This is a genomic window from Nitrospira sp. Nam80 (assembly GCF_965152575.1).
Genome location: NZ_OZ224216.1, coordinates 2,745,556 through 2,761,989, shown reverse-complemented (window position 1 = coordinate 2,761,989; position 16,434 = coordinate 2,745,556). Strand labels below are relative to the sequence as shown.

The window sequence follows — 16,434 nt, the reverse complement described above, 5'->3', positions numbered from 1 at the left end:
CGCCTGTATACCTCTTGGAAGGTTGAAGATTGGCGAATGGTGGGACGATCAAGAATGCGGTCAGTCGGCCAAGCCGTGTTCCATGGAATAGCGGGCCAGCTCTACATTGCTTTTCAGGCCGAGCTTTCCGAGCACGCGGGCACGATAGGTACTGATTGTATTTGGGCTTACCTTGAGATGACTCGCAATCTCCTTCAGGGGCTGCCCTGTCGCCAATAGGCGCAGGATTTGAAATTCTCTGTCTGACAGCAATTCGTGGGGCGGCTTGTTAGCATCACACTGAACCGTTTCCACGAGACGTTCCGCCAACTGAGAGCTGATGTATCGACGCCCCGACAGAATCGTCTTGATTGCAGTCACCAGTTGATTCGGGCTGGTGGCTTTATTCAAATAGCCGCTCGCGCCGCACCGGAGCATCCGGATAGCATAGGTCGCTTCCGGGTGCATGCTGAACGGCAACACGGGGGTGGTCGGCCGTAAGCGGCGCAACTCCTGAAGGAGATCCGTGCCGGAAGTCCCCGGCATCGTAATGTCCATGATGAAGAGATCCCACGGCTTCTCCTGCGCGAGGAGAATCATTTCTGCGCCGGATTCCGCCTCGCCCACCTCCACCGACCCGAGATGTTCGTGCAATAGCTCGCGGATCCCGCGACGAAACACCGAATGATCGTCTCCGATGAGAACCCGTACCATGTCGTTTCAGAACTATGTCAGTGTGCTGTGGCTGACGGCTTCTTTCGTTTAAAACCTACGCCATCACATTCGGCTGTTCAAGCGTGCGCCTGTATTTTTTCATTGGGTGCCCTAGGGAGAACGCTATGGCGCGCAGAGCGCCACATAGGGCGGCTGCTCATGGCGCACAAAGGCGCACGTCGGTACATCCCTCTCTGTATGAGCGGCCAACTATTGTAAGTATTATTTACGCTCAGATTAATCGCCACTTAATAGCCGGTTGATACGCTGCCTACATAAGGAGCCAGGCAAATGCCGTCCATCGGGATCCGAGTGTATGTTGCTCATGATGGTGTATTCACTCGTCGCGCGGGTGACGCTGGCGGGGAAGTCTCACCTGGCCTAGTTGGCCCACCGCTAACATCCCCTCTCCAAAAGCTCCATAACGCATTCATTCTATTTCCGTCCGTCACCTTAATTCCCGCCCAGTCTATTCCAGCAACCTATTCACGCATCACTATGTAGTTTTATCGTGACAGAGCCATCGTCTGCGATTTCCTGCGCACGTCACTAAAAAGAGTCATATTTTTCCATCGCGCATGACAGCGCAGTCTTCCGCGTCAGTCTATGGATAGAACTGCGCGGACTCGATTTCGAGAAAGGGGGTGAAAGCCGGGTTGATGGCCTATTACATTGCCATCGCTCCATCTCTCTTGCCGGCGATTGCCGATCGACCGATGACGTATCGCCCGTATCCGCATGGAGCCTTTGGCCGGCCGGACCGCTACCATCAGCGGGTGAAACACGCGGTCCCGCAGGGGGTCCGTGTGGCGAGCCTCAAAGGTGGCCAAAAGGCGCATGAGGCGCGCTTTATCGTGCTGCTTATCGGCTGGTGGCTCATAGGCGGCAAGCAAGTTGTCGCTTCGCTTTACCCCGGGGCGCGCTGCAAGCCTCTCTCCGATCCGCACGCCCCAATAGATGGTATCGCGATCGCGCTAGAAGGGGGGCACCCCTGGTGTTCACAAAATCTGTGCATAACGATGTGGATATCGCCCGGTGACGCGCACGATGTTCGGCATCCATGCATGATTCGTCAACTTGCCTATTTCTTGAGCATAGATCGAGAGGCCGGCCGGAGCCCCCATATCTTGCGGCTTGACACGTTCATATTCTATAGCGTGAGCGGATCGGCTCGGGTTTTTTGGATCCAATACTACGTAATTAAACTATGGCCATCTGTTTCTTTACTTATGCACAGGGACCGCGACGTATGATGAAAGGTCGTTGCCCGCGGCTCTGCATATTCAGGGAGCCCCCTAGGCCGCCGCTTGTAGCGTCAACTACACCCCGGAATTGCGCACCATACTGGCCCGAATGGCGTCTCCCTTAACACAGCCACCTGTTGCGGAATCCCGTTAACGTCGTCCGCTACGTCGAGCGCCGCTCTCACAAGAACCTGCCAGTCGTATGCGGATTGGCCTAAGCATGCGTTAGCGGGCCTTATGGCTGATAGAGCAGTTCAGTTTCTCTTGTACATTCGCTTCACCGCGGGCTTCCACTTGTTGCAGTGCAGCCTCAACGATTTCTCCAAGGCTGCGCCCCCAGAAAAATGTTGGAGCCGAACCACCGGCGATGACAGTCCAATAGACGATAGGCTCACGGGCGCCTAGAGTTCGAATAGTAATCGTCGGATCGTAAACCGTCGTCAGCCAGGGCGGGCCTTCACTGTATCCTGCATATCGATAAGTTAAAGGATGCGCATTTTTTTCCGCAGTGGCTACAAAAACGCGCTGCGCGCCATAGCTTTTAGCGAGATTCCGCAGCACATCGCGTTCAATCCCAGAGGAAGTTATAGCTGCCAAATCAACCCGACAACTCATTGAACCGCATAAAGGAAATACACGCTATGTCATGGTACAAAGAAGGGCCGTTTTACAACAGACAGGGCGATGTGAGTCGATCACTGCGTAAGGGCTGGTATCCCAATATAACCGCTGCTTGTGATAGGCGAGCGAGGTTCATTAAAGGGAACTCGTACCACTGAACTGTACTGAACAACGAAGAAGGAGAGGACTTCAAATGCAGAAAGAAACTCCACCGCCATGTCCGAAATGTCGCGGCACGAGAGTGACAGCCGTCGAGTCATCGACGCAACCGGTCGCTGGACCGGTGCTGGCCGATACAAAAGTGACAGACTCACCTGCCTGGAGGTGTTGGGAATGCAACCATCAATGGGCTACTGCGCGATGAAGCCATAACCGCTTAGGTATCTACCGCCGGCCTGTATGCGGCATGTGGTGGAAGTAGCTATGAGCAGAATTCACGCTGAACGGGGAAAGAAGGACGTGGCGAGGGTTCATGTCGAAGGTCTCCATTCGGCCGGCTGAGGGGGGCAGTGGTTGTAGTCATGTGGCAGCCGCCTGGCGCGTCGATGAAATGCGCCGGGCGGCTGCTCCGCCTGATTCATTGTCCTTTCAACTTCACAATGATGCCTTCGTCGGCGCGCAACATGGTAGGAATCGGTCCGCTTTCGTGATCGAGATGTGTCGTGAGGAGGAGTCTACCTTCGCCGGCCCATGCGAGCTTCCGCGGCTCCGCCGCGATGTTCAGTGCCACCAAGACCTCTTCGCCGTTCGATCGCCGTATAAAAATCAGAATATCGTTACGGCTTCGAACGCAAGCGTAGTCGCCGGCCACGAGAGTCGGCTCCACCCGCCGCAGCATGATTAACCGGCGATACAGCCATAACAGCGATTGCTCATTTGTTTGAAATGCCGTCACGTTGCGTTCCGCGATGTCGGCTCCCATCGGAAGCCATGGCTCGCCTGAGCTGAATCCGCCCGCCTCGGAGCCATCCCACCGCATGGGACTCCGCTCCGGATCGCGATTAAGGCCGTAGCCGCCTACGAGCTTTTCGAATGGGTCCTGAACCTGATGCGGCGGGATGGGCACCGGTTCCATGCCGAGCTCATCGCCGGCAAAGAAAAATGGCGTGCCCTTTAGCGTCATAGTGAGCATGGCAAGGATGCGGGCCTGCGCCTGTCCGAGTTTCCCCGCAACTCTCGGCTTGTCATGTCCGCCGATGACCCAATTGGGCCAGGCAGTATCCGGGATGGCATTGAAGTATGCGTCGATATTGGCCTGGAGCGATAGCGCGTCCCACGGAGAATCAAGCAGCGTGAAGTTCAACGGCAGATGCAGGCGCGGCTTTTTCGACCCATAAAAGTGTCCGATTCGATCGGTCTTGCCCTGCACCTCACCCGCCAGGACCCGATCCTCGAACTCGTCAACCACGCTGCGAATGTCCTCAAGAAAGTTCATCGACTCCGGCCGGTCATCTGTGAAGATGCGTTTCAGCCGTTGAGGGGGCGGCGTGCGGGCGTCACTCTGGAGATTCGGTGGATCATCGCGGAGCAGCTTGTCTTCCACCAGCACGGCGCTAGCGTCCACGCGGAAACCGTCGACACCCCGCTGCAACCAGAAACGGAGCACTTCGGCCATCGCCAGGCGTACCTCCTTAGTCCGCCAGTTTAGGTCCGGTTGCTCGAGAAGAAAGGAGTGGTAATAGTATTGTTCTGTGTGCTTATCCCATTCCCATGCGCTGCCGCCGAAACGGCTCAGCCAATTGTTCGGTGGACCGCCATTTGGAGCCGGGTCAGCCCATACATACCAATCACGCTTGGCGTTCGTCCGCGACGAGCGGCTTTCGATGAACCAGGGGTGCTGGTCAGACGTATGGTTCGGGACAAAATCCAGTATAAGCCGCATGTCGCGCTCATGCAGCACAGCGACTAATCGATCGAAGTCCTCCAGAGTGCCAAAGAGCGGGTTGATGTTGTAAAAATCTTTGATGTCGTAACCCAGGTCCAACATGGGTGAGGGATGAATTGGCGTCAGCCACACGGCATCAACTCCCAGCCACACCAAATAATCTAACCGTCTGATGAGGCCGGGCAGATCGCCTCTTCCATCGCCGTTTGAATCTTGGAAAGAAATCGGCGTGACCTCATAGATGATGGCCCGCTGCCACCATTGGAGGGCCGACGAATCACGGCTGGTTCGGGAACAGGGCGCTTGTCTTCGCACCGGTGACTCCACAGCATCATTCTGCCCGATGCGGTACCGCATCGTACCTGGGAAAGTCCCCGGCCGGAAATCATTACGCGTCATCTTTACCGGACGACTTCGCGATGCCGGTCACCGAGGAGCGAGCCTGGCCGTGGAAGCAAGAGGGAAGCCGCTAAGTACTGGCATGTAGTTGCAAATTGACTCCGCTTCTAGGGACGCTCCGAGGCGATTCCTGTCCCGACCCGGTTTAAAAGGAAGGTACGCGTGTTGTGTCTCGGCCGACCCAGTTGTCGGATCCTCCTCTGCCGACGTGCATCTCCGGGTCAGCCGTGAGAGGGCTCGTCATTGAAGATGGCGGGCCCCCATTTTAGTTCTTTCCCTTTTTGCCCATTGAGGCATGCCGAAGGTGCGGAGCCGACAGCGCGTGTATTGTTCTGCTAAAAAACGGCAACATATTCATCGGGCCGTCTAGTTACACAAACGAATGCCGCACCGTTGGCCGTTTCTCATACCGTGCGTGGCGTTGGGGGCCCTGCTCTGGCTGCTCGGCGCCTGCACCAGTACTCCCAAGAGCAATCCCGCGGATAAAAAAGTCCTCAGCAGCACCGATGAACAAATCTTTCTCGGTGACACCATCGAAAAGAATTATGATCCCAATGTGATCATGAAACGCGGCGAGGCGTTCTTCGACAAGGAGGAATTCCCCGAGGCGATCGTCGAGTATCAACATTTTCTGGATCTGCACCGTTCGCACATGCTGGCCGCCTACGCGCAATTCCGATTGGCGGAGAGCCATTTGCGAATCGCCCGCTCAATCGACCGAGACCCGGATCCGATTCATAAGGCCATCGCCGCCTTTGAACGTCTTCGAAAAGAATTTCCCGGCAGCCGGTATGACGCGCAGGCGGTGCAACGCATCGAGGACTGTCATGATTGGTTGGCGCAGACCCATCTGTTCGTCGGACAATTTTATTATCGTCGCGACTCATTTCTGGCCGCCGCGCATCGGTTTGATCAGATCATGAAGGAGTATCCCGACAAATCGGTCGCCCCGGCCGCCCTGTATTATTTGGCGCTGAGCTATAAGGAAATGGGCGCGAACGACTGGGCGAGCGAAAAACTCATCATGCTGGCGGAAAAATACCCGCAGAGTGAGGCGGCACAAGACGGAAGGAAGTTGCTCGCGAAGATCCAGTCCACCAATCCGCCGCCGGTCGTGGCGCAATCCAAAGAGCTCCCGCCGCCGGCGCCGATGGTCGCGCACTCGCAAGCCGCGCCGCCCTCACCGGCCGGCGCGCCATTCCAGCCGGCATCGCCGCCGTCCGCGGTCGCGAAGTTCCCGGAGGCTTCGCCGGCCCCCGTGACGAACGCCAGTCTTCTGGCCGATACCCGGCCGCAACCGGTGTTCCGTACTCCGCTCAGCCGACCGCCGATCTTGTCCGATACTTCCGGGACCAAAGTGACGCAGCGCTTCGTCTCCTGCCGCCTCGGCGCTTGGTGCTGAGGCTGCGGATTCCCTGGAGAGGTACAGTGATACGCGTTTACACCGCAGTGAGGCAGCACCCGGAACAATGAGAATCTCGACCGCATCAAGAGATGGTTGGAGAACTACGTGCCGCGTCGCGCGATGGAGTCCTAATCAGGACACCTCGTCCGTCTCAAAGGCATGCTGTCCTCAATCTCATGTCGGCGAACCGGCCGCATCGGGCGATTGCCGAGCGGGTAGGTAGCTGCCCTCATGGTGAAAGAATGACCAGGACAAGGAATTGTCATAGTGGCGCCCCTCGGATGCTCGCGATCACGATACTAGGGTGAGTCGGTCTTGATCTTGCAGCCGCGCTAGTGGTTGTCGGCAAGTTCAATCTTCAACGTCCAAACCTTTCATGGAGGAACAATGAAAGTCTTACAGACGGTCTCGATTGTGTGTATGACCGCAGCAGTGATTATTTTCTCTGGCGTACCTTCCCGCGCACAACACTCCAGCGGCGGAACTTCTCCGAGTGTGACTGAAGGAAAGGCAGGGTCCAAAGGTACGCAGGGAATGACAGGCGGGTCGTCCGACTCTCAAAAGCGGTCCGGTGAGGCAAACCCGCCGGAGTCGAGCAAGGGAACCGGGTATGGCCTCGAATCGGGATCCCATTCGGAGAGAGATATGGAATCCGGCGGCCATATGGGGCCGAGTGGGACATCCGGGTCTGGTAGCAAAGGCTCCGGCTCCACTTCGGGTAGCGGCATGGGATCCGGGTCCGGGGGTAGCAGTAGCGGAAGGTAAGGATGACGCGGCTGATTGGACGGAGCAGAGGCAGGAGATGATTCATGCGTTTCCTGCCTCAAAGCCGACAAGAATGACATATCTACCATGTGGTCAATACACGACGAAGGAATCTTGATGCTGCATCGCCAACCGGTACGCAGCGTATAAAACAGGATTTCACTTTGGAGTGAGTAGGATTGTGGTTTTGTGCCGCATGGGAAGGCATTGATGGACTTCAAGTTTAGTTGCAGTGCAGTGTCATCGCCGGACGGATCGGTAGAATGGCGAGTGTGGGCCCCGAATGCCGGACGAGTCGATATCATCTTTCTCGATGGCGAATATCGGCGCATCCAACGCATGGCGCCGGAATCCCATAAGTATTTTCAATATAGAGAGGATAATGTCCCTGAGGGAAGGCGGTATGTCTATTCCCTCGACAATGGGCCGGATCGGCCGGATCCCGCGTCACGATGGCAGCCGGACGGAGTGAATCGGCCGTCGGCGGTGCTACGCGCGTCCGATTTCGTATGGACCGATCATGCGTGGTCAGGGGTGGCGCGGCAAGATCTGGTGTTCTATGAGATTCATGTGGGAACTTTTACCGACGAGGGGACATTTGAATCCATTATTCCTCGCCTCTCCTCTCTTCAAGATCTTGGTATCACTGCCATCGAACTCATGCCGGTCGCCCAATTCCCCGGTTGCCGCAACTGGGGCTATGACGGGGTCCATCCATTTGCTGTTCAGAACAGCTACGGCGGTCCTCATGGCCTTCAACGTCTGGTGAACGCTTGCCATGAGCAAGGGCTCTCCATCTTTCTGGACGTCGTCTACAATCACATTGGCCCCGAAGGGAGCTGCCTGTCGGAATTCGGCTCATACTTTACGGACCGCTATCGGACTCCGTGGGGGCACGCGATGAATTTTGATGGACCCGGCAGCGATGCGGTTCGCGGCTTTGTTTTGGACTCCGTCCGCATGTGGATCAAGGACTATCATATGGACGGTCTCAGGCTCGATGCCGTCCATGCGATTTATGATGGCGGCGTACGCCACATCCTCCGGGATATCAAAGAGGCGGCCGAGCTGTCTGCGGGAAACCGGACATTCCCGGTTCATATTGTAGCGGAGAGCGATCTTAACGACGTTCGTATTCTTTTGCCCGTGGAGCGAGGCGGGTATGGCTTGGATGCGCAATGGAGCGACGATTATCACCATGCGGTCCATGCCCTGTTGACCAAGGAACGGCAGGGATACTATGCCGACTACGGACAACCGGAACACGTGTGTAAAGCCGTTGAGCGTACCTTTGTCCTGGACGGTTGCTACAGCGGGCACCGTGATCGCCGTCACGGCGGGCCTGATCAAGGGTTGCCGGGGGATCGATTTGTCGTCTGCATACAGAATCACGATCAGGTCGGCAATCGCGCGCTGGGAGAACGACTGGGAACATTGCTCGCGTTGCCGGCTCAGCGCCTGGCTGCAGTGCTATTGTTGATGGCCCCTCATTTGCCGCTCTTATTCATGGGGGAGGAATATGGCGAGGAGCATCCCTTCCAATATTTCTGTTCATTCGAAGAAGCGGAGTTGATCGAAAACGTGCGTCGCGGCCGGAAACAGGAATTTGAAGCCTTCCATGCAGAAGGAGCAATAGCGCCCGACCCGCAATCGGAATTCACCTTTGCACAATCCCGATTAACCTGGGCATGGGTCCAGCCGCATAAAGAGGGACTCAGGTGTTTGTATCATGACCTATTGGATGCTAGACGATCGTGGCCGGCCCTTCGCAATTTTGCTGAGCGAGCGGCAAAGATCCATCGCGGCCTAGACGGTCATGCGGTGCTTGAAATCATACGCGGGGGAGTAGAACCTGAGACAAGCAGAACCGTGCAGCTATTTAGTAACTTGACGGCAGAGACGGTGGCATTGCCGGCGGTGGAAAATGACACTACTGTGCTCTTCAGCTCCGAATCCAGGCGATATGATGGCCGGCGCACTCCCTCGAATGATGCGACGAACTTGTTGCCGTTTGAATGCTTGGTCTACGGCCCGGAGAACTGGAAACACTACCTCCAATTCCAATTGGCTGATAGCACAAATAGACCGTAGAGATATGGCTGAATCCGGTACCTTGACCAGCGCTGAACTGTATGACCGGGTGAAAAGCCAGATCGAGCATGAAGATGAACTGATCAATATACGAGTCGTGTGGCAACTTCTGGCGCAATCCTTTTTCTTCAGTACCTATGCCACGCTGCTGAATGCGAAGGGAGTGGCGAAAAATTACTTGTTCGCCCAGCAACAGGAGTTTCTACTATGGGCAGTCCCGATTGCGGCGTTCCTGGCCGGCATCCTGGCGAGCATCAGTATTGTTGCGTCGCTCTATAATATCGAATATTTGCGGCAGCTCTACGAACATTACCCTAAACATCGGGACGAAGATGACCACAGCGCCAGGCTTTTTCCTGCCATTCAAGGATCCGATGTATCTCGCAAATGGGGCAGGGTCCCGCCTATCGGTCTACCTTTCCTCTTTATCCTGACGTGGCTCCTCATTTTGATTCGGTTGATCCTGACAGGGGCGGAATGAGTCCGGAGGGGGTGGAATCCGATTGGATTCGACCGGTGCCTGGCTGCCCGAAACCGGCAACGTATGTTGCCGCAGGCTTTCCTCAAACAAATCGCGATTGATCGCTTGAGCTGCGATCGCCCCTTGGCCGGCGGCGATGATCATCTGGCAGTTCGCCGGTGTGACGCAGCCCGCTGCGTAAAGGCCCGGCACGCTGGTTGTCAGATGGTCATCGACGAGGATTTGGCCTTCATCGTCCAGAGCGGCGCCGGCGGTTTGCGCCAGGTCGCTGTGATAGACATCCCCTCGTGTCGTGAATGCCGCCTCCATATTTATTGGATCACCCTGTTCAAATATAAAAGCCAGGAGCTGCCCAGCGTCATGTTTGACTGCGCAGATGCGGTCCTGACGTACTGTAATGCGATACCGCCGCACCCAGTTCTCATGGTTTGAATCCCAGCTCGGCTCCCGGCCGTTCGTGCAGATCATCACGCTGGGGGAGAAGTGCAGCATCGCCAGTGCGTAATCGGCCGCCTCGTTGTTCCGGCCAATGATGGCAATCCGCTTGCCTTGAACACGATAGGCGTCGCAGTCTTTGCAAAAAAATAAGCTTCGGCCGAGACAGTCCCGGACGCCGGGAATATCCGGGGGTAGATGAGTCAACCCGGTCGCAAGGAGGACTCGTTTGGCTCGATAGTGATGGTGGGCGCTGCGGAGGAGAAAGGTGTCCATTTCGCGGCTGAGCGACTGAATGTCATCTTCGAGAAGCGCGACTCCGTAGCGGGAAGCTTGCGCCATTCCTCTGGCGAGTAACTCGTTGCCGTCGATCCCGTCCGGAAAGCCGAGATAGTTCTGCACGTCGACTTCCCATTTGGCCATGGAACGGCCTGTGTGGACGAGCAATGTGTCGCGCCGGCTCCGGCCGAGATAAATCGCCGCGGACAGCCCCGCCAACCCACCGCCGATAATGATGACTTCCCGGTTGTTGATCTCCGTCGCGTCTTCCATCTACTCCTTGCGCGGGGGCTCTTGGCCGGGATCCGGCCTCTGATAACGGCCGCTTCGGATCTGCCGGACCATTTCGACCAAGGCTACCGCGTGGTGTGTCACTTCCATCTGAAATGCCTTGTCTCGGTTCAGTGAATTAACCTGACTCGGAAAGGAACCGGAGCGACGACCGAACCTCTTTCAAGAAGGAGACGGCGATTCCACTGTGGCGAATCACGCGGCGCGGGCGTCCCGGCGTCACCACATCGATCTGTGGCCGCCATGCTCACCTTCAATCGCTTCGCTTGTACGCTTCCTTATTGTCATACTGTCGCCCCTGCCGGGCCGTTCAGGCTGTCGTCGGAACCACCGAACGAAGGCCCGGTTGATGAGTTGCGTGATGAGGAACCCGGCGCCGATGGACGCCGTTCCACTGATGGCCGGACTTTTGCGGCGCACGCACATCCAGATAAGGAAGCCGGCAAGGCCCGACCATAGGAATCCGGGCGGCGGCCAATTCAGTCTCATTCGGCAGCCTCCGCCTAACCCGCGTCCTCGGCGGCTTCAATGCAGATTTCGCATTGGTCCAGCTCCGACATGCCATGTTCACTGCAGAAGTACTGGCGGCAACGACTACAAATCATGAACGTCATTCTGACTCGATCCTGTTCCTCGCACCTCGCGCAATGTTTCGCGCTTCGAGCCTTCGGCATCGCGATGTCCTCCAACATGTCTCTCACACGAAACAGTTTGACAACCCTCGGGATTCATTCCTCGCTGCACAGCCTTATTACCTCACAGCGGGGTCAACTTATGCAAATAGTGCGCGTGTCGTCCCGTGCGTTGGATATACACAGTCCTACAGGGGTCGTGAACTTGCTAATCGTTCCAGTTACCAAAACACTACAAATAATTGCAGATCACGCGACGGACGTAATTGCAGATCACGCGACGGACGTTCGCGCCGCGAAATGCTAGCCTCCCAGGCGTTGTGTGCGACGGATCGCGCAGGATCATCAACCGTGATGGGTAAGTGGTCACGTTGCCAAACATAGACCGCACGGCTCTCGTCCGGTAAAGATTCCGTTTTAGCTTCGGGATACAGGATGGTACTGGGCAGTTCACGACATCCGAGCGGCTCCCAGGCGATGTCCGCAATCGCATGATTCATCGCGAACACGGGGCGGATTCGCGCTGCAATGAAGAGAACTGCAGCGGCGCATTGCATAAGACAAGCTGTCGTCCGGAGACAAACATTCCGTCGCAGCGGTGTAGGCGGGACTTCGTTTCTACACGGCGATCGTGAGCCCGCATTCCGAACAGCCTCTATTCATGCTGTGATGGCGTGTAATGCACGTAATGAGGAAACGTTCCCCTGCCATTCGGTGCAGGTGAAACACCGGGTCCAGTGCTTGCACAGGGAGTGGCCCGCCGATTTATCACTTCAATTTTCACTATGGAGGTCACGTATGTCACGCAGGGGTTTCGTACAATGTTTGGCGGTGTCAGGAATCGCGTTGGCGACAATGATGAGCGGTGTCGCCCGATCTGATGCGCAGGTAATAGAGGAGCGGTCTCGCGACGTGGGACCTCCAACCAGCGATCGCATAATGCAGGAACGAGCCCTAGAACGGGAACGGGCCGGAAACCAGCCGATCGTCGAAGAACGTGTAGTGGAACGACGACGGGTTGGAGAGCTCTACGTAGCCGGCTTTGGGGGTTTCACCTGGGGGCACCAATTTGGTAGCGCGGACGGCACCGGAACCGCAAAGGGACAGGACTATGGGGGACAGGATCTGGCAAACTCTGCCGTCTACGGAGGTAAGATCGGATATTTTCATCCCGGCCGGCTCAATTGGCTCGGTTTGGAAGTGGAGGCGTTCAACACGACTCCTCATATTGAGCAGGGAGACGGGCTGCCCGGTACACACCTTCGCGTCACGACCCTTGCATTCAATGTGATTGCCCGCACGAAGCTCGGCTGCCGGCATCGCGATGATGTTCGCCGGGACGGAACAGTGGCTGACCGGGATGCGGACCGATGGTCTCCGTTGGACGAAAACCTGAGATGCCCACTGCAGCTTTACGCCGGAGCAGGTCCGGGCATTTTCTTTGCCGAGACATCCAATCAATTCGGGCGGAGCACCGACAACGGGCGTGTCGGCCTGAATGCCTTAGCTGGAGCGAAATATTTTATGAACAGGAATCTCGCTGTCTTCGCTGAATATAAATTCAACTATGCGCACTTCAACTTTGCAGAGGCGCAGGGCTCGACGGCTGGGCTCAGTGGAAACTACACGGCAAGCCACGTGATCGGCGGCTTGGCGCTTCACTTTTAGCCGTATGCCGAATAGGAAGCCAGGGGTTCTACGGGCGGTCGATGGAAAAGCGCCAGAATGCCCGGCAAAGGCGTGGGAATTGCAACCACTATTACGTACGACACGGGGGACGAATTGTCCGTCGTGATTTGATGAACCATACATGAACCGGAGGTGTAGCATGGAACGGAATAGTAGACAACTCGTAGGACGCATCGCGCTGGCCGCGATGCTGGCTGCGTATGCTCCCGCGTTGGCCGGCGCCGCGGACGGCACGGCGAAAGGGGAAACTTCAGATCAGAAAGGGCAACAGGGCGTCGGTCTGGGCTCCTCGGCCGGCGGTCTCAGTTCCGGCGGACAGTCGTCCAATGTCATCATGGGCGGGCCGGACATTATTGTCGGGAAGATCAGCAAGATCCAAGGCGATCAGTATTCTATCCAAGGGGATCGAGGTCAAGAAGTCAGTTTGCGGGTCACGAAGGACACCAACCTTGTGTGCGCACAGGGTCAAGGAACCAAATTCTCCACCGGCCGACAAGGGGCGGAGGAACAGCAGGAAATTCCGCCGACGCAATTCATGGAGCAGCAAGCCGGCAAAGGCGGCCGCGCTCCGTCGGAAAAGGAAATGATGCAACAGCTCCATGAATCCGGAACTCAAAAGGAAGTCGGCCAGCTATCCAAGGATCCCAGCCAGTTGAAGGACGTGGTGGGAACGACCGATCAGTCTGCGAAGGAAGATACGGCGAAGGGCTCCGGCTTTGTCGTCGGCGGCCAAGAAGGCTGCAATTTCAAGGTCGGAGACCAGGTCCGCATCGAAGCCTCGGACATGGGGACGGCCACGACCATCAAACAGATGGCGCAGGGTGAATCGGGCTCGGGAAGCGGTCGATAAATGTTTAAGAAAGGGCGGCCGCACGAGCCCCTGCCTCAAGCGGGGTGAGGCGGCCGCCCGTTAAGGATCTCTATGCTTCTCAAATGGGCAGCCATATTCTTCGTGATTGCGCTCATTGCGGCTGCGTTCGGGTTCACCGGGGTGGCGGAAGGAGCGGCGGACGTTGCGAAAGTGCTGTTCTACCTGTTCCTGGCGATCTGCGTGATCTTCCTCGTTGCGGGGGCGGTATTGGCGCAGCGAGTCAAATCATGGCTGGGTCGTTGAAGCGGTCATTCCTTTCGCCGGCGCCTCGAAGAGGCGAAAGAAGCCGTAGGCCGGCCGAACAATTTGCGCAGTTCGTCCTTGGCCCGTTCCAGTCGCGACTTCTGCGCGGCGCTAAGCCCCTTGCCGGCCCGGTTGATATGGAAATTGAGCATCGACATAGCCGATTGATAGGGAGTGCCCCTTCGGCGCTTGCTGCGCATGGCCGAGCTCTTCAGCGAGGCGGCGATCTCCTGCGGGCTCGACTTAGTAAACACACCCGGTTCGAGGTCAAGCGCATTGCTATGCTTCATGACCTCGGCAGACCATTTTCGGCTCTTCCGAGTCCTCCTGTTTGGTCGGCGCTCCGTTTTGGCCATTAGTTCTCCTCAAATCGATCCGGCCGGTTCCGCTCACCGCAGGAGCCGTTTTCCAGGCACCGCTGCCCTTCTCTATTGCGCCTGTTCCGGTTGCGCTTCCTTCCGGATGGCGGTGGCTCGCCCCTGCGGTGTGATGAGACCATTGATCACATCTCCGGGATGAAGATCAGTATCGCCCGTCGTCTGAGCGTCGATGACCAGGCTGATTTCCTTGCCGTTAGATTGGCGGACCACATGGCGACCGGCGTCGGATTCAACAATACGCCCTTGCACTGCTTTCATGCCGGCTGCCTGGCCCGGGTTGACGGTCGGATCTGATAGACCGGTATCTTGTCTGCTGTGCCCGCCGGTATCGCGGGAAGCGGAGCCGGTCGCCCCGGCTGAAGACTGCTGTTCGCCTTCGATGCGATAATTCGATCCCTGGCCTTGCTGTTTCAAATGCCTATCGCGAATGTCTTCCCGATGCGCCCGATCAGCCTCGGACGATTGCGCCCGCGGATCCCCGTGAGGCAAAATAGGCTCCTGCGCCGAAGCCGTGATAATTTGGACTGAACACCAGACGATGGCATAGCAGAGAAGTTGTACGTGAAAGTGTGACATCTTGATTTCCTCCTTGGCGCTCCGCCTTCCGCTCCAAGCCTTATTACTCCATATTGCGCCGGCTTATGCAAACAGCAGAGGCGTAAAGTCCTCTCATTCTTTCCTGCATTGAGCAGCTGCTCGTACCACCGATATATCACCCGCCGGCCACACCGCATATTGCTTGAAATTTGCTCACTCACATACGTCTCAAGCTTTCCGTATAGTCTGATGTTTCTTGGGGAAGTCTTATCGAACTTATTTAAAATAGCGCTCCAGAAGCTGGGATTCCAGGTCCAAGCGTTTCCGTTCCAAGGCATGCCGTTGAGCCCGGAGGTTCTCCAGAGCAGTCAGGAATTGCTGTTGTCGGTCCGTCCATTGAGCCCATAGATCAGCCCGTTGGGACGGGTGTGCCTGAGCTTGCTCAATCTGATGTACTGCGAAAAATAACCGCTCGCGCTGGACCAGCCACTGCTGTTGGTGGAGTTGCCATCCGGAGAGATCGAGCGCGCGCAACTCCTGGACGGTGGGGTCTGGCACCGGCGGCAGTTGCTGCAGTTCGGCAATACGTCCGTTGAGTTCCTCCACATTGTCTTCCAAGTCAAGGATGCCCCGGTGCAGCATGTTAAAGACTGGATCCACCGTGTGTCGCTCTTCCTGTATGACAGGCGCGCCGGCGCATCCCATCAACATGAGGATGACCAGGCACGCCAGCGCCTGCACGTCTCTGTTCACAGTACTCCTCCTTTTTATTGTGCCGGATTCTGCGATGACCCAGTGTACCTGATGGCCATCCCCTTGAGCGTCGTGAGACGAACTGAGTAGGGGACGGCTGCATACTGCCGATATCCCCATGAAGGTCCCCATGCGCCGTACGGATATCCCCAAGGCCCCGCATATCCATAAGGGCCTGGGCCATAGTAATACGGCGCATAAAATCCCCACGGACTGTAATACGGCTGATAGTCCCACCGTTGTTCCGAGCGTGTGTGAGAAGGGCCGAATACGACGGCGTCCGCCCCCAATTGGGCTGCTTTTTTAAGAAGGTGTTGCTGGAGTGTATTTACACTGGAAGAGGCTGTCTCGCTGAGCTCCGCGATCCGAATATGTTCCGCAGTCGGTTCGCGACTCAAAATCGCCACTTCATCGACAGAGCGGGGAGGAAATGTCTGGGACGTTAGGCGCAGCACGTTGACATTAGAGCATCCGATGCAAACGTAGCTCAAAAGCAATCCGGAGAAGAGAGATAAGATTTTGTGACTCGTCTCCACACTGACCTACAAGGTGTGATGTCAGTACCGTACCGTTTCTAGCAAAGCCGACCGCGCCCTCATCGGGGCTACAGCGATCTGTAGCCCCGCGGCACAGAGCAGTGGCTTCAAGCAGGCATACCGTGATGGCGGGCGTACTGCGTAACGGACTGCTCGACAAGTTCGGTGGGCGCCCGGAATAATCCGCCATCGCCGCTCGTCGAC

16 protein-coding genes are annotated in these 16,434 nt (G+C 56.8%); 7 read left to right on the top strand and 9 right to left on the bottom strand.

Annotated elements, in window-relative coordinates:
- Window positions 1-60 precede the first annotated feature (60 nt).
- A complete protein-coding gene (locus ACWGXE_RS12990) occupies window positions 61-693 on the bottom strand; it encodes a response regulator (RefSeq protein WP_447598185.1) in 633 nt (210 codons plus the stop codon).
- Between the two features lie 659 nt (window positions 694-1,352).
- Here ACWGXE_RS12990 and ACWGXE_RS12985 point away from each other — a divergent pair.
- Window positions 1,353-1,946, top strand: coding sequence for a hypothetical protein (locus tag ACWGXE_RS12985; protein WP_447603734.1), 594 nt, complete (start codon window positions 1,353-1,355; stop codon window positions 1,944-1,946).
- 216 nt (window positions 1,947-2,162) lie between these two features.
- Here ACWGXE_RS12985 and ACWGXE_RS12980 read toward each other — a convergent pair whose 3' ends face one another.
- Together ACWGXE_RS12980 and ACWGXE_RS12975 are read right to left on the bottom strand one after the other, a co-directional pair.
- Window positions 2,163-2,498, bottom strand: a complete 336-nt coding sequence (locus ACWGXE_RS12980) for a hypothetical protein (RefSeq protein WP_447598184.1) — start codon at window positions 2,496-2,498, stop codon at window positions 2,163-2,165.
- A gap of 637 nt (window positions 2,499-3,135) precedes the next feature.
- A complete protein-coding gene (locus tag ACWGXE_RS12975) occupies window positions 3,136-4,758 on the bottom strand; it encodes an alpha-amylase family glycosyl hydrolase (protein WP_447598183.1) in 1,623 nt (540 codons plus the stop codon).
- Window positions 4,759-5,224: 466 nt separating this feature from the next.
- Between ACWGXE_RS12975 and ACWGXE_RS12970 the strand changes: the two genes are divergently transcribed.
- The 3 genes from ACWGXE_RS12970 to ACWGXE_RS12960 all read left to right on the top strand — a co-directional run bounded on the left by ACWGXE_RS12970 (window position 5,225) and on the right by ACWGXE_RS12960 (window position 9,584).
- Window positions 5,225-6,244, top strand: a complete 1,020-nt coding sequence (locus ACWGXE_RS12970) for an outer membrane protein assembly factor BamD (protein ID WP_447598182.1) — start codon at window positions 5,225-5,227, stop codon at window positions 6,242-6,244.
- 1,038 nt (window positions 6,245-7,282) lie between these two features.
- Window positions 7,283-9,103: a malto-oligosyltrehalose trehalohydrolase gene (gene treZ / locus ACWGXE_RS12965; protein ID WP_447598181.1), complete on the top strand. Its 1,821-nt coding sequence runs from the start codon at window positions 7,283-7,285 to the stop codon at window positions 9,101-9,103.
- A 4-nt stretch (window positions 9,104-9,107) separates the two neighbouring features.
- Window positions 9,108-9,584: a hypothetical protein gene (locus ACWGXE_RS12960; RefSeq protein ID WP_447598180.1), complete on the top strand. Its 477-nt coding sequence runs from the start codon at window positions 9,108-9,110 to the stop codon at window positions 9,582-9,584.
- Here the strand turns inward: ACWGXE_RS12960 and ACWGXE_RS12955 are convergent.
- Complete coding sequence (locus ACWGXE_RS12955; RefSeq protein ID WP_447598179.1) at window positions 9,516-10,571, bottom strand: NAD(P)/FAD-dependent oxidoreductase; 1,056 nt, start codon at window positions 10,569-10,571, stop codon at window positions 9,516-9,518. The two genes, ACWGXE_RS12960 and ACWGXE_RS12955, sit on opposite strands and share 69 nt — an antisense overlap.
- Window positions 10,572-11,442: 871 nt before the next feature.
- Window positions 11,443-11,721 carry a hypothetical protein gene (locus ACWGXE_RS12950; protein ID WP_447598178.1) on the bottom strand — a complete coding sequence of 93 codons (279 nt, stop codon included), beginning with the start codon at window positions 11,719-11,721 and terminating at the stop codon, window positions 11,443-11,445.
- A 298-nt stretch (window positions 11,722-12,019) separates the two neighbouring features.
- Here ACWGXE_RS12950 and ACWGXE_RS12945 point away from each other — a divergent pair, with 298 nt between their 5' ends.
- The 3 genes from ACWGXE_RS12945 (at window position 12,020) to ACWGXE_RS12935 (ending at window position 14,024) form a co-directional block, all read left to right on the top strand.
- Window positions 12,020-12,889, top strand: coding sequence for a hypothetical protein (locus ACWGXE_RS12945; protein WP_447598177.1), 870 nt, complete (start codon window positions 12,020-12,022; stop codon window positions 12,887-12,889).
- A gap of 160 nt (window positions 12,890-13,049) precedes the next feature.
- On the top strand, window positions 13,050-13,760 hold the full coding sequence (locus ACWGXE_RS12940) for a hypothetical protein (RefSeq protein ID WP_447598176.1): 711 nt from the start codon (window positions 13,050-13,052) through the stop codon (window positions 13,758-13,760).
- A gap of 72 nt (window positions 13,761-13,832) precedes the next feature.
- A complete protein-coding gene (locus tag ACWGXE_RS12935; RefSeq protein WP_447598175.1) occupies window positions 13,833-14,024 on the top strand; it encodes a DUF1328 domain-containing protein in 192 nt (63 codons plus the stop codon).
- Window positions 14,025-14,029: 5 nt separating this feature from the next.
- Here the strand turns inward: ACWGXE_RS12935 and ACWGXE_RS12930 are convergent, their stop codons facing one another.
- The 4 genes from ACWGXE_RS12930 to ACWGXE_RS12915 all read right to left on the bottom strand — a co-directional run bounded on the left by ACWGXE_RS12930 (window position 14,030) and on the right by ACWGXE_RS12915 (window position 16,149).
- On the bottom strand, window positions 14,030-14,314 hold the full coding sequence (locus tag ACWGXE_RS12930) for a DUF3175 domain-containing protein (RefSeq protein ID WP_447598174.1): 285 nt from the start codon (window positions 14,312-14,314) through the stop codon (window positions 14,030-14,032).
- 138 nt (window positions 14,315-14,452) lie between these two features.
- Complete coding sequence (locus ACWGXE_RS12925) at window positions 14,453-14,980, bottom strand: hypothetical protein (RefSeq protein ID WP_447598173.1); 528 nt, start codon at window positions 14,978-14,980, stop codon at window positions 14,453-14,455.
- A 237-nt stretch (window positions 14,981-15,217) separates the two neighbouring features.
- The gene (locus ACWGXE_RS12920; protein WP_447598172.1) at window positions 15,218-15,694 is read right to left on the bottom strand and encodes a hypothetical protein; all 477 of its coding nucleotides are present in this window, start codon (window positions 15,692-15,694) and stop codon (window positions 15,218-15,220) included.
- 14 nt (window positions 15,695-15,708) lie between these two features.
- Entirely contained in the window at window positions 15,709-16,149 is a 441-nt protein-coding gene (locus ACWGXE_RS12915) for a hypothetical protein (protein ID WP_447598171.1), read from the bottom strand.
- Window positions 16,150-16,434: the final 285 nt, after the last annotated feature.